The 19142-nt window shown below is 41.0% G+C and carries 16 protein-coding genes; 14 read left to right on the plus strand and 2 right to left on the minus strand.

Annotation, left to right across the window (positions count from 1 at the left end; translation table 11 throughout):
• The first annotated feature begins 89 nt into the window (after positions 1-89).
• From proS to G611_RS14140, 11 genes are all read left to right on the plus strand, one after another.
• Entirely contained in the window at positions 90-1529 is a 1440-nt protein-coding gene (proS, locus tag G611_RS0106335) for a proline--tRNA ligase (RefSeq protein ID WP_028242905.1), read from the plus strand.
• Positions 1525-2856, plus strand: a complete 1332-nt coding sequence (locus G611_RS0106340) for a CCA tRNA nucleotidyltransferase (protein ID WP_028242906.1) — start codon at positions 1525-1527, stop codon at positions 2854-2856. Before proS ends, G611_RS0106340 begins: the two co-directional genes overlap by 5 nt.
• Positions 2857-2860: 4 nt before the next feature.
• Entirely contained in the window at positions 2861-4183 is a 1323-nt protein-coding gene (locus G611_RS0106345) for a hypothetical protein (RefSeq protein WP_155942260.1), read from the plus strand.
• Positions 4184-4410: 227 nt separating this feature from the next.
• A complete protein-coding gene (locus G611_RS0106350) occupies positions 4411-4683 on the plus strand; it encodes an HU family DNA-binding protein (protein WP_028234604.1) in 273 nt (90 codons plus the stop codon).
• Between the two features lie 114 nt (positions 4684-4797).
• Positions 4798-5037, plus strand: a complete 240-nt coding sequence (locus G611_RS0106355) for an RNA-binding S4 domain-containing protein (protein ID WP_028242908.1) — start codon at positions 4798-4800, stop codon at positions 5035-5037.
• On the plus strand, positions 5030-5350 hold the full coding sequence (locus tag G611_RS0106360; protein ID WP_028242909.1) for an FtsB family cell division protein: 321 nt from the start codon (positions 5030-5032) through the stop codon (positions 5348-5350). The genes G611_RS0106355 and G611_RS0106360 overlap by 8 nt, the downstream gene beginning before the upstream one ends.
• Positions 5351-5372: 22 nt before the next feature.
• Positions 5373-6659, plus strand: a complete 1287-nt coding sequence (tilS, locus tag G611_RS0106365; RefSeq protein WP_207636289.1) for a tRNA lysidine(34) synthetase TilS — start codon at positions 5373-5375, stop codon at positions 6657-6659.
• Positions 6660-6663: 4 nt separating this feature from the next.
• On the plus strand, positions 6664-7188 hold the full coding sequence (hpt, locus tag G611_RS0106370; RefSeq protein ID WP_028242911.1) for a hypoxanthine phosphoribosyltransferase: 525 nt from the start codon (positions 6664-6666) through the stop codon (positions 7186-7188).
• Between the two features lie 33 nt (positions 7189-7221).
• Positions 7222-9021, plus strand: a complete 1800-nt coding sequence (ftsH, locus tag G611_RS0106375; protein ID WP_028242912.1) for an ATP-dependent zinc metalloprotease FtsH — start codon at positions 7222-7224, stop codon at positions 9019-9021.
• A gap of 244 nt (positions 9022-9265) precedes the next feature.
• Positions 9266-11296, plus strand: a complete 2031-nt coding sequence (locus G611_RS0106380) for a glycoside hydrolase family 13 protein (protein WP_028242913.1) — start codon at positions 9266-9268, stop codon at positions 11294-11296.
• Between the two features lie 126 nt (positions 11297-11422).
• Positions 11423-11875, plus strand: coding sequence for a hypothetical protein (locus G611_RS14140; protein WP_051195130.1), 453 nt, complete (start codon positions 11423-11425; stop codon positions 11873-11875).
• On the opposite strand, the gene G611_RS14145 is transcribed toward G611_RS14140, so the two are convergent.
• Both G611_RS14145 and G611_RS0106395 read right to left on the minus strand, forming a co-directional pair.
• Complete coding sequence (locus G611_RS14145; protein WP_051195132.1) at positions 11872-12807, minus strand: RluA family pseudouridine synthase; 936 nt, start codon at positions 12805-12807, stop codon at positions 11872-11874. The two genes, G611_RS14140 and G611_RS14145, sit on opposite strands and share 4 nt — an antisense overlap.
• Positions 12808-12897: 90 nt before the next feature.
• On the minus strand, positions 12898-15333 hold the full coding sequence (locus G611_RS0106395; protein WP_028242914.1) for a GH36-type glycosyl hydrolase domain-containing protein: 2436 nt from the start codon (positions 15331-15333) through the stop codon (positions 12898-12900).
• Positions 15334-15652: 319 nt separating this feature from the next.
• Between G611_RS0106395 and G611_RS0106400 the strand changes: the two genes are divergently transcribed.
• From G611_RS0106400 to G611_RS0106410, 3 genes are all read left to right on the plus strand, one after another.
• Entirely contained in the window at positions 15653-16666 is a 1014-nt protein-coding gene (locus tag G611_RS0106400) for a LacI family DNA-binding transcriptional regulator (protein WP_028242915.1), read from the plus strand.
• A gap of 86 nt (positions 16667-16752) precedes the next feature.
• Positions 16753-18138 (plus strand): ABC transporter substrate-binding protein, encoded by a 1386-nt coding sequence (locus tag G611_RS0106405; protein ID WP_028242916.1) that lies wholly within the window; start codon positions 16753-16755, stop codon positions 18136-18138.
• Between the two features lie 88 nt (positions 18139-18226).
• Positions 18227-19132: a carbohydrate ABC transporter permease gene (locus G611_RS0106410; RefSeq protein ID WP_028242917.1), complete on the plus strand. Its 906-nt coding sequence runs from the start codon at positions 18227-18229 to the stop codon at positions 19130-19132.
• Positions 19133-19142: the final 10 nt, after the last annotated feature.

Below are 19142 nucleotides of genomic sequence, written 5' to 3' on the forward strand. Positions count from 1 at the left end.
GTAAGGGGTGGACTTGTTTTATATTTTGTATTAAAATGGGAGAGCTAACTGTAGTTAGCATATTTTGAAAAATAGATAAGGAGATTAAAATGGCACAGGAAAAAAAGCTGGTAGAAGCGATTACCTCTATGTCAGAGGATTTCGCACAATGGTATACCGACGTAGTTGTTAAGGCTGATTTGATTGCATATTCATCAGTAAAGGGATGCATGATTATCAAGCCCGATGGGTATGCTATTTGGGAAAACATCCAGCACGAGTTAGACAGAAGATTCAAAGAGACAGGAGTACAGAATGTGTACATGCCGATGTTCATCCCTGAGAGTCTTCTTCAGGTTGAGAAGGATCATGTTGAGGGATTTGCACCAGAGGTAGCTTGGGTTACACATGGTGGTCTTAACCCGCTTCAGGAACGTCTTTGCGTTCGTCCTACATCTGAGACTCTTTTCTGTGATTTTTATAAGGATATTATTCATTCTCACAGAGATTTACCAAAGGTTTACAACCAGTGGTGCTCAGTAGTTCGTTGGGAGAAAGAAACACGTCCATTCCTTCGCTCACGTGAGTTCTTATGGCAGGAAGGTCACACAGCTCATGCAACAGCAGAGGAGGCAGAGGCACGTACAGTACAGATGCTTAATCTTTACGCTGATTTCTGCGAGGAAGTACTTGCTATGCCAGTAGTTCGTGGACAGAAGACAGATAAGGAAAAGTTCGCCGGAGCAGAGGCTACATACACAATCGAAGCACTCATGCATGATGGTAAGGCTTTACAGTCAGGTACATCACATAACTTTGGCCAGAACTTCTCTAAGCCATTTGGTATTCAGTACACAGATAAGAACAATCAGCTTCAGTATGTTCACCAGACATCTTGGGGCATGACTACACGTCTTATCGGTGCTATCATTATGGTACATGGTGATGATTCAGGTCTTGTACTTCCACCACGTATCGCACCTACACAGGTAATAGTTATTCCTATTCAGCAGAAGAAGGAAGGCGTACTTGAGAAGGCAGGCGAGGTTTGTGAACGCCTTGGTAAGACAATGCGTGCTAAGCTTGATGATTCAGATAAGTCACCAGGTTGGAAGTTCTCTGAGGCAGAGATGCGCGGTATCCCTGTTCGTGTAGAGCTTGGACCAAAGGATATCGAGGCAGGCAAGTGCGTACTTGTTCGCCGTGATACACGTGAAAAGATAGAGTGCCCACTTGATCAGGTGGAGACAAAGGTAGCAGAGCTTCTTGAGACAATCCAGAAGGATATGTTTGAAAGAGCAAAGGCTCACCGTGATAGCCATATATGGGATGCTCACAACTACGCTGAGTTCACAGAAATCGCTAACAACAAGCCAGGCTTCATTCGTGCTATGTGGTGCGGCGATGTAGCTTGTGAGAACAAGATTAAAGAGGATTTAGCTGTAACTTCACGTTGTATGCCATTCAATGATCAGGAACACATTTCTGATGTATGTGCATGCTGCGGCAAGCCAGCTAAGAAATTAGTATATTGGGGTAAAGCTTATTAATATGAATTTACCAGCAGACGTTTCAAAAATAATAAATATTTTAGAATCTAACGGACACGAAGCCTATGCAGTAGGCGGCTGTGTCCGTGACTGCATTCTAGGGAAAATTCCACACGATTGGGATATCACAACATCGGCTTTGCCAGAACAGGTAAAGTCTCTTTTTGATAGAACCTTTGACACTGGAATTGAACACGGCACCGTTACTGTACTGCTCCACGGCGAGGGCTACGAGGTAACCACCTATCGCGTGGATGGCAAATACGAGGATGGCCGTCACCCTAAGGAGGTCACATTTACAGCATCCTTAGAGGAAGACCTTAAGCGCCGCGATTTCACCATCAACGCCATGGCCTACAGTGAAAACAGAGGCCTTGTGGATTTATTTGGTGGCAAGGAGGATTTGGATGCAGGCATTATCAAGGCAGTTGGCAATCCTACAGAGCGTTTTACAGAGGATGCACTTCGTATGCTTAGAGCTTTGCGCTTCTCAGCCCAGTTAGGCTTTGAGATAGAGCCTGAGACTTATAATGCTATCTGCAAGCTGGCGCCAACCTTAGATAGAATCAGCGCAGAGCGTATCCAGGTAGAAATGGTGAAGCTTGTTACATCAGACCATCCAGAGCGCCTTAGAGAGGTATATAACACAGGCCTTTCCAAAGTATTCTTCCCTGAGCTTGATGTGATGCTAGAATGTGAGCAGCATAACAAACATCACATGTACACAGTAGGGGAGCACACTATTAAATCTATGGAACTAGCACCTGCTGACAAGGTGATTCGCCTTACAATGATGCTTCATGACGTGGCTAAGCCAGCCTGCAAGACTACCGATGAAAATGGGCAGGACCATTTTAAAATGCACCCTGTAAGGGGAGCCGAGATGGCGCGAGATATTCTTAGACGCCTTAAGTTTGATAATGATACTACAGATAAGGTTTGTAATCTGGTTAAGAATCATGACGACAGACCAGAAATCAACGAGCGTAATGTCCGCAGGATGATAATACGTGTTGGACAGGATAATTTCGATGATTTACTTGCTGTTAAACGTGCTGATTGCCTGGCTCAGAGTATGTATAACCGTGAAGAGAAGCTTGCTTATATCGATAAGCTGGAACAGGTTTACAGACAGGTCATTGCAGCAGGAGATTGCCTTAGAATCAAGGATTTAAAGGTGAACGGCAAGGATTTAATAGATATGGGAGTCCCACAGGGACAGCGTATAGGGGAGATTTTAAAAGCAGTTTTTGATGAGGTTGTAGATAATCCTGAGCTTAACGACAGAGATTATTTGCTAAATCGAGTTAAAGATATGCTACAATAATGTTATGAGAGGGATTTTTACACCAAAAACGAAAAAATTAATATTTATTGTAATGGTGCTGGCTTTTGCGCTTATGGGTTGCGGAAAGCATCCCAATAATGCCACTGTTACCAACCATACAGGCTCAGCCATAAGGCAGAATAAGGAAGAAGTGGAAACTACCGAGACTTTAGCTGATGACGAGCTTGAAAAAAAGGATAGTGCCTTATTTGTAGTAGAAAATCTAGACATGAATGATGAGACAATATCCCTTTATTCTTTGGATGAGGACAAGCAGCTTCGCTACAATTACAACATGACTACCCGATTTTTGGACAAATTTGGTACAAATAGCGTGTGGGCCAGCTTCACAAACGGCACGGTTGTAACTATAGGTGATTTCCTACCAGCTTCAGGAGCATTAGCATCAATCCAAAAGAGTGGTGATGTTTGGATTTATGAAGATATTTCCAAATACAAGCTGGAGGCCGACAGAAATCTTATCACCATCGACGGCCATAACTACAAGATTACCGATAAAACCAAGGTTTATTCCGATAATCTGAAGATACAGCCGTCTGATATTGATGAGGATGACAAAATCACTGTTGTAGGCCAGGAAAAGAACGTTATTTCCATAGCTGTTACAACAGGTCACGGCTATATTAAGCTCGCTAATACATCGTTATTTGATGGAAGTATGATTTTTATTGGAAATAAAATCGTATCCACAGTATATAGCGATGAGCTTATAGAGGTCCCTGAGGGCACGTATAAGGTTACAGTTGCTAATAACGGCTGGGGCGGAAGCGGCGAATACACAATTGCAAGAAACACTACCACGGTGGTTAATCTGGATGAATTAAAGGGTGAGGGCCCATCCTTCTGTTTGCTTACGTTTTTAGTTACAGTACCAGACACTTATGTTTTTCTTGATGGAAAGCAGGTAGATGTTACGGAGCCACAGGAAGTACAGTACGGTGCTCACAAGCTTGTGGTTCAGTGTGATGGATACACATCATGGAACAAGACTTTAGTGGTGAATTCAGAGTCCGCCACAATCACTCTTGCCATGGAGTCTGGTGATGAACAATCAGCATCAAATGTGGCTGAAAAACCGGCTCCAAGTGCAGAACAAAATACAGAACAAAATACAGAACAAAATACAGAACAAAGCACAGAACAAAACACTGCAAATCAGACCACAAATACGACAGATACTAGTCAACAACCAAGAAGAAATTTGTCAGAAAAAGAAACGGCTGGAAGCACTATAAAGGACAATTATGATTATGAGGTCGATTATTTGTCGACAATTTCAGACCTTATCAGCAATCTCATGAATTGACATAATGTGAAAAAGATGTGAACTTCCCGAAAAATCAAGGGTTTGTAAATAGTAATAATGTTTAAAAATTCCGCAAAATTTTTGTAATAATCCATAAAAACCTTATAAAATCGGGATTTTTTAGGGTTTTATTGTTGACATGATAATCTAAAACAATTATAAAGGATATTGTAGTCAAAGGGAGTTCCCAACTATAAATCAAATAAAATTCTCGAGGAGGAATAGTAATGAACAAGACAGAATTAGTAGCAGCAATCGCTAGCAAGGCTAACATTTCTAAGAAAGACGCAGAAGCTTCTGTTAAGGCATTTACAGAGGTAGTAGCAGAAGAACTTAAGAAGGGTGAGAAGATTCAGCTTGTAGGCTTCGGTACATTCGAAGTTTCTGAGAGAGCAGCTCGTACAGGTAGAAACCCACAGACAGGCGCAGAGATGAAGATTCCTGCATCTAAGGCTCCTAAGTTCAAGGCTGGTAAGGCTCTTAAGGATTCTATCAACTAATATATTTCTTGATTTCTATTAGATGATGGTGGGGTTCGGCATTGCCGAACCCCTTTTTTAAAGGCTTCCCCTTGAGGGGAAGCTGTCAGCTTTGCTGACTGATGAGGTGATAAAATGAGATTAGACAAATATTTGAAAGTAAGTAGACTTATAAAACGACGCACCGTAGCCAACGAGGCATGCGACAGCGGCCGAGTACAAATTAATGGAAAAATTGCGAAAGCTTCCACTGACGTCAAGATTGGTGATATAATTGAAATAGCATTTGGTAATAAAAATGTTAAAGTAGAAGTCCTGGATATTCAGGATACCACTAAGAAGGATGCAGCAGCGGAGCTATTTAAGTATGTCTAATAAGGGTAGAAGAGTTAGAAGAGTTAGAAGAAGAAAGAAAACCTCCACAGGTAGAATATATGTAGCTGTAATCATGCTTTTCATGATTGGTGCTATGACTGTCCAAATGGTTAATCTTTACAGAAAGAACCAGGAATACAAAAGGACAGAAGAGGCCCTTGAAAAGCAGCTTGAGACTGCTAAAAAGAAACAGAACAAATTAAAAGAAGATGAAGAATACGTCGGTAGTGACGAATATATAGAAAAAGAAGCATCTGAGAAGCTTGGATTAACACATGACAATTGGATCATTTTTAAAGAAAAAGAAAATTAAAGAATATATTGAGAAATACAATATGTTAACTAGAGGCGATGGAGTTGTGCTCGGCCTGTCAGGAGGGCCAGATTCCGTATGCCTCTTTTTTGTACTTTTAGCCCTTAAGGAGGAATACAATCTTACAATAAACGCAGTCCACATTAACCATATGATACGTGGTAAGGATGCTGATGAGGATGAAGAATACGTCAGATGGCTGTGCAACGACTTTGAAGTGCCTTTAATCGTTGAAAAAATCGATATTCCTTCACTGGCTAAGGCAAGCGGCCGTTCAATCGAAGAAGAGGCTAGAATGGCACGATATGAGGCTTTTGACAGGGTGTCTAAGGAACTGGCTACGAATGGAATGCCTGTAAAGATTGCAGTTGCCCACAATGCAGACGATAATGCAGAAACAGTACTGTTTCACATGGCCAGAGGCACAGGTTTAGACGGCATGTGTGGTATCGCCCCTGTAAGGGATGGCATTATCAGGCCACTGTTAGTTGTTCCTAAAAAGGATATCCTTGATTTCCTGGAAGCTAACGACATCGGCTATTGCATTGATGCCACTAATCAGCAGGTGGATTACGATAGAAACAGAATCAGACACAATATCATGCCAGAGCTTGGAAAGATTAACGATAAGGCCCTTGAGCACATATTTGACATGACAGAACGACTTTCTGAGGTGGCAGAATACATCTCCTTCGAGGCTAATGGTCTGCTTCAGATTGCTAAGGAAGAGGATGGCTCACTAAGGAAGCGCGCAATTGCAACTGCGCCACATGTTATTGCAAGCCAGGCCCTAAAGGAATATCTAAGCCAGTTCATGCCATATCAGAAGGATGTTACGGCAGTTCACATCGATTCTATCCTGGAGCTTTTGAACGAGGACGGCGAGCGCCAGGTTCAGCTTCCATACAAGAAAACATTGGTGATTTCATACGAGAAGCTGTACGTGATAGACAAGGATGAAAAAAAGGGTGAACCTCATTTTGAATACAGGGAATTTGCCTACGAAAAAGCCATGAATTACCCTAAAGAAACCTATACGAAATGGTTCGATTGTGATAGAATAATGGCTAATATTGTAATAAGAACCCGTGCTGAAGGGGACTATCTGGTCATCGATTCTAAAGGAAATCGCAAATCTATTCAAGATTATTTTGTTGATGAGAAAATCCCTCGCCACATGAGAGACGAAGTGCCATTGGTTTGTGATGGCAATCATGTTATGTGGGTTGTAGGCCACAGGGTTAGCGAATATTACAAGATTTCTGAAAATACCACTCGAGTATTAGAGATAAGTTACACGGAGGAATAATAAAATGAGTGAGAACATTAAAGTTCTATTACCAGAAGAGGAATTGGCTGAAAGAATTTCAGAGCTAGGAGCACAGATTAGCAAGGATTATGAAGGCGAATCAGTATTTTTGGTATGTGTTTTGAAGGGCGCAGCTATGTTTGCATGCGAGCTTGCTAAGCGTATCACAGTTCCAGTTATCATGGATTTTATCGCTACATCTAGCTATGAAGGCGGCACAGTTTCTACAGGTGTTGTAAAGCTTAAGAAAGAGTTGGATTTAGACCCAACAGGACAGAATGTCATCATTGTTGAGGATATTATAGACAGCGGAAATACACTTAACTTCCTTGGTCATTATTTCAAGGACCGCGGAGCAAAATCAGTACGTATGGTTACTATGCTTGATAAGCCAGACCGCAGAGAAGTGGATGTTCACGTTGATTACACAGGTTTCACTATTCCAGACCAGTTTGTAGTTGGTTACGGATTAGATTACGACCAGAAATATCGTAACCTTCCATACATCGGCGTAGTGGAGCTAGACTAGGAGGATAATTTGAAGAAATCTAGAGCTTCAGGAATGATAATCTATGCATTGTTTGTTGCTGTTGTGCTGGTTATGCTGTACACAAGCATGGGCAAATCAACAACAACCTATTCAATGTCACAGTTTAAATCAGCAATAAAGCAGGGCGAAGTCGAATCCGTTGCTATCACTCAGAACGAACAGGTTCCAACAGGAGCTGCAAACATAAAGCTTTCCGATGGTTCCACAGTTATTTTGTATGTTTCAGATGTTAATTCCTTACAGGACACATTAGCAAAAGAAAGGATAACATACACACTTTCAGATGTTCCAAAGGACAGCTGGATATCAGAGTTACTTCCAATGCTTGTTGTGCTTGGTGCAGTATTCATCCTGTTTATGATAATGATGAATGCTCAGAACGCAGGCGGCAGCGGCGGAACTAATGCTAAAATGATGAATTTTGGCAAAAGTCGTGCCAAGATGACTAACAAAGAAGACATCAATACCACATTTGATGATGTGGCAGGTCTTAAAGAGGAAAAGGAAGAAGTCGAAGAGCTTGTTGATTTCCTTAAGGACCCAGGCAAATACACAAAGCTTGGCGCACGTATTCCAAAGGGTGTTATTTTAGTAGGCCCTCCAGGAACAGGTAAAACACTTCTTGCCAAGGCTATTGCAGGCGAGGCAGGAGTTCCATTTTTCTCAATATCAGGTTCTGATTTCGTTGAGATGTTTGTTGGTGTGGGTGCTTCCCGTGTACGTGATTTATTCGCAGAGGCCAAGCAGAATGCACCATGTATCGTATTTATCGATGAGATAGATGCAGTTGCCAGACGCAGAGGTACTGGTATGGGTGGCGGCCATGATGAGCGTGAGCAGACACTTAACCAGCTTCTTGTAGAGATGGACGGCTTTGGTGTCAACGAAGGCATCATTGTTATGGCAGCTACAAACCGCGTAGATATCCTTGATCAGGCTATCATGCGTCCAGGACGTTTCGACAGAAAGGTTTATGTTGGCAGACCTGACGTTAAGGGCCGTGAGGAAATCCTTAAGGTTCATGCTACCAACAAGGCCTTAGGTGATGATGTTGATTTGCACCAGGTTGCGCAGTCGACAGTTGGTTTCACAGGTGCAGACCTTGAAAATCTTCTTAACGAAGCAGCCATTCTTGCAGCAGGTGAGAATCGACAGTACATAGTACAAGAGGATATTAAGAAATCCTTCATTAAAGTTGGAATTGGTAAAGAAAAGAAGAGTAGAGTGGTTTCTGACAAAGAAAAGCGAATCACCGCATATCACGAAGCAGGACACGCCATTCTATTCCATGTGCTTCCAGATGTAGGTCCAGTTTACACTGTTTCTATCATACCTACAGGTGCGAGCGCAGCAGGCTATACAATGCCTATAGATGAAAACGATAATATGTTTAACACCAAGGGCAAAATGCTCCAGAATATTATTGTTTCATTGGGCGGTAGAGTTGCAGAAGAGCTTATTTTTGATGATGTTACCACAGGTGCATCAAATGATATTAAACAGGCCACTCAGATGGCCAAAAACATGGTTACAAAATATGGATTTTCTAAGACAATCGGCATGGTTCACTATGGCGACGATGAAGAGGAAGTATTTATAGGCCGTGACCTTGCCCATGCCAAGGGCTTTTCCGATGCTACAGCGAAGGCTATCGATGACGAAGTTAAAAACATCATCGATGAATGTTATGAAAAAGCTGTGAAAATTCTTAAAGAAAATGAACAGATACTACATAAATGTGCTAATCTATTAATAGAGAACGAAAGAATTGGTAGAGACGAATTCGAAGCACTATTTGATAGTGAAAACTAGCAAACAATCGCTGTAGAAGGAATAATCCGGGGAGTTTAGTGCGATATGCACAAAAATGGTTATGATGTTTTGTTATATTTGTGCACACTTAAGTGTTGCACCGCCATATAATAAACATCGTAAAAACCCCCCAATACATTATATAATTTTTACTAACCCCATAGTAAAAATACCTTCTCCTAAAAAGACAGCGATCGTAGCTGTCTTTTTTACTATCTAAAAATATTCAAAGGGGAATTCGGTTATGAATATCCAAGCAATATATTCAGATGGAACAGCAGAATACAGAACGCCAATGGAGCCAGAGCCTTATGATTTGGTAACTATCAGGCTAAGAGTCTTTCATCAAGAGGATGTAGAGGCTTATTTGGTTTCCAGACAACTAGAAGCCCCTAAACGACTTCATCTTGAAAGAACAAGGGGAGACTTTGATTATTATTCCTGCGATGTAAAGCTTTCGGACCAGGAATTAAGATATCATTTTGAAATATCTGGCGATGCAGGAGTCTATTATTACGACAGGGTTGGACTATGGCGTGACCCACGTGAGCACTATGACTTCTCAATCACTCCAGGGTTTTCCACACCTGCATGGTCTAAAGGTGCAGTTATGTACCAAATTCTCGTGGATAGATTCTACAATGGGGACGAATCTAACGATGTAGAGACAAACGAATATCATTATGTAGGTGCTCCTGTGCAGCGTGTCACAGATTGGGATAGTATTCCTGCTAACTTGGATATTGGACGTTTCTACGGTGGCGATTTGGAAGGCGTTAGGCAGAAGCTCCACTATCTGAAAAGTCTGGGGGTAGAAGTAATCTATTTCAATCCACTATTTGTATCCCCTTCTAACCATAAATACGACACATCAGATTATGATTATATCGACCCACATCTCACTATCATCAAAAATGATGGAGGAGAATGCCTGAAGAACGGTGACTATGACAACAGTCATGCCACCAAATACAAGCTTAGAGTTACAAACAAAGAGAACTTAGAGGCTAGTAACCAGTTCTTTGCAGATTTCGTTACTGAGGCCCATGAAAAGGGAATCAGAGTTATTATTGACGGTGTATTCAATCACTGTGGTTCCTTTAATAAATGGCTTAATAGAGAGAAAATTTATTCCAAGGAAGAAGGCTATGAACCGGGAGCTTACGAAAGCAAGGATAGTCCATATCACGACTTTTTCTGGTTTTACGAAGACTCTTGGCCAGATAACAAATCATATGATGGCTGGTGGAGTCATGACACACTTCCAAAGCTTAATTATGAGGCTTCAGAAAAGCTTTACAATTATATTCTCAACATTGGAAAGAAATGGGTGAGCCCACCTTATAACTGCGATGGCTGGAGACTTGACGTTGCAGCGGATTTGGGTCACTCAGAGGAATTCAATCATAAATTCTGGCATGATTTTAGAGATGTAGTAAAATCTGCCAATCCTAATGCAATCATCCTTGCGGAGCATTACGGCAATCCTAGTGCCTGGCTGGCGGGTGACCAGTGGGATACGGTAATGAACTATGATGCATTTATGGAACCGCTTACATTCTTTTTAACAGGAATGGAAAAGCATTCAGATGAATTCCAGCCTAGTGCCATTGGTGATGGCGAAAGATTTAAAAATACCATGCTGCATTTTATGGCAAGATTGAAGACACCATCTTTGTACTGTGCTATGAATCAGCTATCAAACCATGACCATTCCAGATTTTTGACCCGTACTAATCACGTTGTAGGACGTTTAGATTCTAAGGGCGCCAGAGCCGCAGAAGACGGTGTAAGCATCCCTATTATGAAGCTGGCAGAAATGGTACAGATGACCTGGCCAGGAGCTCCTACCCTGTATTATGGAGATGAGGCAGGGGTATGTGGTTTTACCGACCCAGATAGCCGTCGTACCTTCCCTTGGGGTCACTGCGATTACAATCTTATAGATTACACCCGTGATATGATTATGGTTCACAAACAGAGTCGTGCTATTAAGGATGGTTCTTTTAGATTTCTTAAATGTGGTCAGGGATTTATTAGCTATGCCAGATTTAATTCCAACGAGCAGGTTGTTGTGGTAATCAATTCCAATGGAAATTCCATGGAAGTGGATATACCAGTTTGGATTGCTGGCATACCAATGAATTCTCAAATGGAAAGGGTTATTTTGACCAACGAGGTTGGCTATTCCATTATGCCGACCGATATAAATGTTGAAGGTGGAAATATACATGTTGAGCTCACACCATATACTGGCATAGTGTACAAAAGATAGAGCTTATATTGTATTTTACAAGTAGTTTTGCATTTAGTATAATCAGTATAAGTTTAGGCAGTAGTACAATATATAGACATTAGCAGCAGACCTGCACTAGTAATTGGGTTATACGGGAGAGTTATTATGGCAAAAGATCGCACATGTCAAAGCAATATCGACATGCAGGCACTTGAGGATCGACATAAAGAGTTAGAAAAAGCATGGAACGATTTGCTAATGGAAAGAAGAGAGTTTGAGGCGCGCATCCACGCACTTGAACAAAGAGAGAAACAGTTTAAGCTTAAATGGGATTTGCTTATTCAGGAAACCGCCAGGTTCGCTGAAGACAAAGAACAGTTTGAGCGTAGAAAAAAATTCTATGAGCAGGTTCAGTCCAGCTACATGGAGCCATACTATGAACCAGACAACATCGTCCAAGGAGAGATGTTCTTTTCTGGTGTATCTGATAAGAAAGCGCTTAAAAAGCGCTATAAGGATTTGATTAAGATTTATCACCCAGATGGCGAGTCCGGCGACAACGCCACCGTGGCCGAGATAAACCGCGAATACGAAGACTTAAAAGAGTCTATGAATTAAAATGCCTTCCCCTTGAGGGGAAGGTGGTCCGAAGGACCGGATGAGGTGTCTACTACAGCAGCCATATCACTTGGCAAATCCGCTGTGAATGACATCTCTTTTTTTGTTATCGGATGCCTAAACTCAATCCTACGTGAATGCAACGCCTGTCTATCCATCCATTCAAAATCCGGATTATACAAATAATCCCCAATCAGCGGATGTCCGATATATTTGAAGTGCACCCTAATCTGATGAGTGCGCCCTGTTTCCAAATGTATGGAAACAAGACTATGCCCATTCATTTCCTCTACAACCTTATAGTGGGTAACGGCACGCTCACCGTTTTCAAAATCAACCTGTCTGGTAATAATAGATTCTCCAACACGCCCAATAGGCGCATCTATAGTACCTTCCTTTTGTTCTAAGGAACCTCTTACAATAGCGTAGTATTCCCTGTGAAACTGTCTGTTTTTAACAGCTGTAGAAATAATATTGGCACTAACCAAATGCTTGGCTATAACAGTAAGGCCAGAAGTATTCTTATCTAATCTGTTGGCACAACGGAAAATAAAAGGCTTACCTTGGGACTCATAATAATAGGCCAGCCCGTTGGCCAAAGAATCCTCGTAATGATTAAGACTAGGATGTATAGGCAGCCCAGCAGGCTTATTTATTACAATAATATCCTCGTCTTCATAAACAATATCTAAATCCATCTTAACAGCAGGAATCTTTTCAGAAGAATCCTCCTCGGTGATATTCACAGTCAAAATCTCTCCTGCCTTTAGCTTATAGTTCATATGAACCCACTCGCCATCGATTACAACGTTGTTTGGCATCTTTTTGATGGCGGTGATGTTAGCAGAAGAGTAACCTTGAGCTTTAAGATATTTATCTATCTGAAATCCATCGTATTCAGTTGCTATTTCGTATTTTAATGTTCTTTTCATAAGGATAATTATTAAGCAGAAGAGCCAGGCATGTCAATGCCTGGCTCATTCATAGAAGGAGAATAATAATATTTAATGAAGAAAAAGAAACTAATTCATTGTAGCGATTACATTTACAGTCTTCTTGCTTCCGTCGAAAGGAATTACATTTCCCTTAACCTCTACGCCGTCAACTGTAAGTGATGCAACGCCCTTTTGAACCTTGTTAGGGTTCTTGATTTCAATATTGTAGGTTACACCGCGGTAAACACGTGTGATATTGAAATCGCCGAATTCTGCTGGAATGCATGGATTTACTGAAAGTCCCTCAAGTGTAGGATAAATTCCAAGAATGTACTGAGAGATATTTGTAAATGTCCAAGCAGCAGTACCTGTAAGCCAGCTGTTCTTTGCCTCACCGTGGAACTTAGCATCAGCTCCTGCTACCATCTGTGAGTAAACATAAGGCTCAGTTCTATGTATCTCAGAAATGTCCTCAATATATGATGGACAAGTCTTCTTGTAAACTTCAAATGCTCTGTCGCCACGACCGATACATGTTTCTGCAATAGAAATCCATGGGTTGTTGTGGCAGAAGATACCAGCATTTTCCTTGTATCCAGGTGGATATGATGTGATTTCACCAAGCTCAAGATGATATCTTGTGTAAGCAGGCTGAAGAATCATAACACCATACTTTGTATCAAGCTTTTCCTTAACTGAATCAAGGGCTTTCTTTGCCTTGCCATCCTCGATACCAACACCAGCCATTACGCACATACCCTGTGGCTCAATATAAATCTGTCCTTCATAACATTCCTTAGAACCGACCTTGTGGCTGTAAGCATCATAAGCACGTACGAACCACTCGCCGTCCCAGCCATCCTTCTCAATGGCTTTAATCATCTTATCAACCTCAGCTAAAACTCTGTCAGCTTCAGCATTGTCGCCCATGAGCTTGCAAAGATCTGCGTACTCGCGGCCATATTTTACAAACATACCAGCAATAAATACTGATTCAGCAACAGGTCCCTCTGAAGGTCCGAAGCACTGGAAGCTTTCACCTGGATGCTCAGAGAAGCAGTTAAGGTTCAAGCAGTCATTCCAATCTGCACGACCAATAAGTGGAAGGTCATGTGGACCCTTGTGATTAACAATATAATCAAATGAACGCTTCAAATGCTCCATAAGAGTAGTTGCCACTGACATATCATTGTCGTATGGAACCATCTCCTTAAGGATTGAAGTATCACCTGTTTCGCGAATATAAGCGCTTGTTCCAGCGATTAGCCATAATGGATCATCGTTAAAGCCTGAACCGATATCAGAATTGCCCTTCTTTGTAAGAGGCTGATACTGATGGTAAGCGCTACCATCCTGGAACTGAGTTGAAGCGATATCAATGATACGCTCTCTAGCTCTGTCAGGAATTAAGTGAACGAAACCAAGAAGATCCTGGCAAGAATCTCTGAATCCCATTCCACGGCCAATACCTGTCTCATAGTAAGAAGCAGAACGTGACATGTTAAATGTAACCATACACTGATACTGGTTCCAAATGTTAACCATACGGTTTACATGCTCATCCTTAGATTCGATGTGGAACTTGCTAAGAAGGTCATTCCAATATGTATTAAGAGCTGCGAAAGCCTTATCGAAATCTTCTGTTGTCTGGTACTTAGCAAGAAGAGCGTTAGCTTTCTTCTTATTGATGATACCAGGTGCTTCCCACTTATCATCCTCAGCATTCTCAACGTATCCTAAAGCAAATACGAAAGTCTTGCTTTCGCCGGCTTCAAGGCTAACATTAATCTGATGAGAAGCGATTGGATACCAACCAGAAGCGATTGTGTTATGAAGCTTACCTTCGATAACAGCTGCTGGCTTATCTGGTCCGTTGTAAGCACCGCGGAATTCATCGCGGCTTGTTTCAAAGCCGTCAATCTTTGTATTTACAGAGTAAACTGCGTAGTGGTTACGGCGCTCTCTGTATTCTGTCTTGTGATAAATAGTAGAATCTATTACTTCAACTTCACCAATTGAAAGGTTACGCTGATAGTTCTTCATATCATCATCAGCATTCCATAAGCACCATTCTACATAAGAGAAAAGTGTAATGTCCTTTTTAGCTGAGCCTGTGTTTGTTAATGTAACCTTTGTAAGCTCTACAGGGTCACCAATTGGAACGAATGTTGTAAGGCTAGCCTTAATATCGTTCTTTGCGCCTGTGAATTTGCTGTAGCCAATACCATGGCGACATTCGTAAGAATCAAGCTCAGTTTTTGTAGGCTGCCAACCTGGGTTCCAGATTGTATCCCCATCCTTAATATAGAAATATTTTCCGTTAGTATCTGGTGTTGTGTCGTTGTAACGATATCTAGTCATACGAAGAAGCTTTGCATCCTTATAGAAGGTATAGCCACCGCAGGTGTTAGATATCAGTGTGAAAAAATCCGTACAGCCCAGGTAGTTAATCCAAGGCAAAGGAGTTTTTGGAGTGGTGATAACGTATTCTTTATTGTTATCATCGAAAAAACCGTATTTCATATGATCCTCCCTAAACTTAAATTGAAATTAATGATAGTAAACGTTTAAGTAGTCTACTATTAGAAAAGTACGTAAAATGTGGGCAAAATCGTACGTAAACGATTAAGCGATTAGGCATACTTCTCACGCACTAAGAATAACATATTGAGGTTAAAAAGCAAATGGGGTACAATATATTTGTGCATGTTTCACTAAAACGACTAACGAAACTTTCACGAAAACACAAATTTTCGAAAATCTCTTGTGGATTTACGAAAATAGAGCTATATTTAAGTTACGAAAACGATTAAGCGTTTTCAGAAGGGAAAAGGGAGGAATAATGGTCTCATTAAAGGATATTGCAAGCCAGTGTAATGTATCCGTAGCAACTGTCAGCAAAGCACTTAATGATCATAGTGACATCGGAGCAGAGACAAAAGCAAGAATCAGAAGGACAGCTAGGGAGTTGGGTTACGTACCAAATGCGGCAGCAAAGTCTATGAAAACAAATAGAACTCACAACTTAGGAGTTTTGTTCATGGATGATGCAAACAGTGGATTGCAACACGACTTTTTCGCTAGCGTACTCGAGAGCTTCAAAAAAGAAGTTGAAAGAGAAGGGTACGACATCACCTTTATTTCTAATGATAGAAACACACCAGGCAGAACATCATATCTTAATCATGCCAGATACAGAAGATTTGATGGAATCATAATTGCGAATGTTCATTTCGATGACCCAGAGGTTGTGGAACTGGTAAAGAGTGATATTCCAGTTGTAACAATTGATCACATCTACAATGATACAACAACAATCCTTTCAGATAATGTAGATGGAATTAATAAGCTGGTTGATTTTGTAGTGGAAAATGGTCATAAGAAAATAGCATATATACATGGAGCTGATTCTTCAGTTACAAGAACACGAATCATTACTTTCAATAAGAGATTAGAAGAACATGGTATTACCGTTCCAGATGAATATATGAGGGAGTCACCATATAGAGATACACATGGGGCTTACGAGACAACACTTGAACTTCTGGATTTACCAGAAAGACCAACATGCATCTTTTATCCAGATGATTATGCAGCTTATGGCGGAATGAGAGCTGTCATGGAAAAGGGATTAAAGGTGCCAGATGATGTTTCAGTTGTAGGCTTCGATGGCATCAAAGTTGCCAGACACATCAGACCAAGACTTACTACATACCGACAGGATGCAGATGAGCTTGGTTTGCAGGCAGCTAAAAATCTTATTGATTTAATCGAAAGACCAAAGACAACACTTGTTAAACAGGTTGTAGTAAAGGGACGATTGCTCGAAGGCGATACACTTCAAAAACTAAATTAGGCATTTGGTTGAGAAATCAACTTAATATAAATGCAAGAACAATCAATCAAAACGCGCAAGGCGCGTAAAAATTGGGAGGAACACAAATGAAAAGAAGAATTGTGAGTTTGCTAGCAATAGCAACAATGACAGCAACTATGTTTGCTGGATGTGGAAGCACAGAATCAGCTTCTACAGAAGCACCTGCTGATGAAACAACAGAATCAGCTGATGCTGCAGTTGAACTTGCTGAGGACACAGGTAAGGTTCTCAACATTCACTGCTGGAATGATGAGTTCCAGTCAAGACTTAAATCACATTACAAGGATTATGAAGAAGTAGATGCTACTCATGGTAAGATTGGTGATGTTGATGTTGTTTGGACAATCACACCTTCTACAGACAACGCATATCAGAACAACCTTGATGAAGCTCTTTTAGCTCAGGAATCTGCATCTGCAGACGACAAGGTGGATTTATTCCTTGTTGAAGCTGATTACGCTTTAAAGTATGTTGATACAGATTATGCTATGCCTCTTAAGGACCTTGGTATTACAGATGCTGACCTTGCTGATCAGTACAAGTACACACAGGATATCGTTACAGATTCAAACGGTAACTTAAAGGGTGCTTCATGGCAGGCTTGCTCAGCTGGTCTTATCTACAACAGAGAGATGGCTAAGGAAGTTCTTGGAACAGATGATCCTGATGAAGTACAGGCACTTGTATCTGATTGGGATAAGTTCAAAGAGACATCAGATAAGATTGTTGCTGCTGGTTACAAGATGTGCTCAGCATTTGATACATATCGTACATATTCAAACAACGTATCTGGTAAGTGGGTACAGGATGGCAAGTTAGTAATGGATAAGAACATCGAGAAGTGGATCGATGACTCTAAGGAGCTTGTTGATGCTAAGGCTGAGACAACAGATGACCTTTGGGGTGATGACTGGGCAAAGGGTAAGAGACCAGAAGGAAACATCTTCTGCTACTTTGGACCAGCTTGGTTCTTCAACTTCTGCCTTGCAGCTGACGAAGAAGGCACAATCGCTAACCAGGGTGGCTGGGGCTACTGCGTTGGACCACAGTCTTACTACTGGGGTGGTACATGGATCTGCGCTGCAACAGGTACAGATAATGCTAACCTTGTAAAGGATATCATCCTTACAATGACAACAGACAAGGCTGTTCTTAAGGAAATCGCTCAGCAGGATGCTGACTGCGTAAACTCTAAGACAGTTCTTAAGGAGCTTGCATCTGATGATTCAGGTAACCTTGAGCTTCTTGGCGGACAGAACCCATATGCACAGCTTGCTGAAGGTGCAGAGAAGATCGACCTTTCTAACCTTTCTGCTTATGATCAGGGATGTACAGAAGAGCTTGAGAAGGCTATGAAGAACTACTTCCTCGGCAACGCTACAAAGGATGAGGCTCTTGATATGTTCAAGAAGGCTGTTCATGAGAAGTATCCAGATGTAACAGTAGACTAATCAATATACTCAATTGATGGATAATTAAATTTAGGGCGCGTGGGGGATAGGCTCTATGCGCCCTATTTAAAAGAAAAAGGGAGCATTTATGGCTAAGAAAAGTAAAGTAGTTAGATATAACAAGTGGGGCTACATATTCCTTATTCCTTTCCTTGTTGTATTTATATTGTTTCAGTTGATACCTTTAGTATCTACAATATACAATTCGTTTTTTGAGAATTATCGTTCGGGATTAACACAGATTGGTCCTAACTTTGTTGGACTCGAAAATTATAAGACAATAATTACAAATGGCGACTTGCCATTATACTTTAAGAACACAATGATTATGTGGATTTTAGGATTCATTCCACAGATTGTTCTTTCATTATTATTAGGTGCCTGGTTTACAGATCCATCACTTAGATTAAAGTGCCAGACATTCTTCAAGACTGTAATTTACATGCCTAACCTTATCATGGCATCTGCATTTGCAATGTTATTCTTTACATTATTCGCTGACAGCGGCCCAATCAACTCTTTATTAATTCAGATTGGCGTTTTTAAGGAAGCATTTAAGTTTATGAGCCACGCAGGAACTGTTAGAGGACTTGTGGCTACAATGAACTGCCTTATGTGGTTTGGAAATACGACTATTCTTCTGATGGCAGGTATGATGGGAATCGACCCATCTCTTTTTGAGGCTGCTCAGGTAGATGGAGCAACTGCTAATCAGATTTTTTATAAAATCACTCTGCCATTACTTAGACCAATCTTGGTATATGTAATGATTACATCACTTATCGGTGGTTTACAGATGTTTGATGTTCCACAGATTTTAACAAACGGTACTGGTGATCCAATGCGTTCATCAATGACACTTATCATGTACTTGAACAAGCATTTGTTTAGCAAGAACTTCGGTCTTGCCGGTGCACTTTCAGTATACATGTTTATAATCACTGGAATACTAAGCATGATTGTTTATAAGTTTACAAATTCAGAAAAGAAATAAACAAGGAGAA

The sequence above is a fragment of the Pseudobutyrivibrio ruminis AD2017 genome (assembly GCF_000424305.1).
Classification (GTDB): Bacteria; Bacillota; Clostridia; order Lachnospirales; family Lachnospiraceae; genus Pseudobutyrivibrio; species Pseudobutyrivibrio ruminis_B.

What these genes read in the sequence shown, in the direction of transcription:
- G611_RS0106355 (WP_028242908.1), top strand. Translation starts at nt 4,798, where the DNA reads ATGAGATTAGACAAATATTTGAAAGTAAGTAGACTTATAAAACGACGC.
- hpt (WP_028242911.1), top strand. Translation starts at nt 6,664, where the DNA reads ATGAGTGAGAACATTAAAGTTCTATTACCAGAAGAGGAATTGGCTGAA.
- tilS (WP_207636289.1), top strand. Translation starts at nt 5,373, where the DNA reads ATGTTAACTAGAGGCGATGGAGTTGTGCTCGGCCTGTCAGGAGGGCCA.
- G611_RS0106400 (WP_028242915.1), top strand. Translation starts at nt 15,653, where the DNA reads ATGGTCTCATTAAAGGATATTGCAAGCCAGTGTAATGTATCCGTAGCA.
- G611_RS0106380 (WP_028242913.1), top strand. Translation starts at nt 9,266, where the DNA reads ATGAATATCCAAGCAATATATTCAGATGGAACAGCAGAATACAGAACG.
- proS (WP_028242905.1), top strand. Translation starts at nt 90, where the DNA reads ATGGCACAGGAAAAAAAGCTGGTAGAAGCGATTACCTCTATGTCAGAG.
- G611_RS14145 (WP_051195132.1), bottom strand. Translation starts at nt 12,807, where the DNA reads ATGAAAAGAACATTAAAATACGAAATAGCAACTGAATACGATGGATTT.
- ftsH (WP_028242912.1), top strand. Translation starts at nt 7,222, where the DNA reads ATGATAATCTATGCATTGTTTGTTGCTGTTGTGCTGGTTATGCTGTAC.
- G611_RS0106395 (WP_028242914.1), bottom strand. Translation starts at nt 15,333, where the DNA reads ATGAAATACGGTTTTTTCGATGATAACAATAAAGAATACGTTATCACC.
- G611_RS0106345 (WP_155942260.1), top strand. Translation starts at nt 2,861, where the DNA reads ATGAGAGGGATTTTTACACCAAAAACGAAAAAATTAATATTTATTGTA.
- G611_RS0106350 (WP_028234604.1), top strand. Translation starts at nt 4,411, where the DNA reads ATGAACAAGACAGAATTAGTAGCAGCAATCGCTAGCAAGGCTAACATT.
- G611_RS14140 (WP_051195130.1), top strand. Translation starts at nt 11,423, where the DNA reads ATGGCAAAAGATCGCACATGTCAAAGCAATATCGACATGCAGGCACTT.
- G611_RS0106410 (WP_028242917.1), top strand. Translation starts at nt 18,227, where the DNA reads ATGGCTAAGAAAAGTAAAGTAGTTAGATATAACAAGTGGGGCTACATA.
- G611_RS0106360 (WP_028242909.1), top strand. Translation starts at nt 5,030, where the DNA reads ATGTCTAATAAGGGTAGAAGAGTTAGAAGAGTTAGAAGAAGAAAGAAA.
- G611_RS0106405 (WP_028242916.1), top strand. Translation starts at nt 16,753, where the DNA reads ATGAAAAGAAGAATTGTGAGTTTGCTAGCAATAGCAACAATGACAGCA.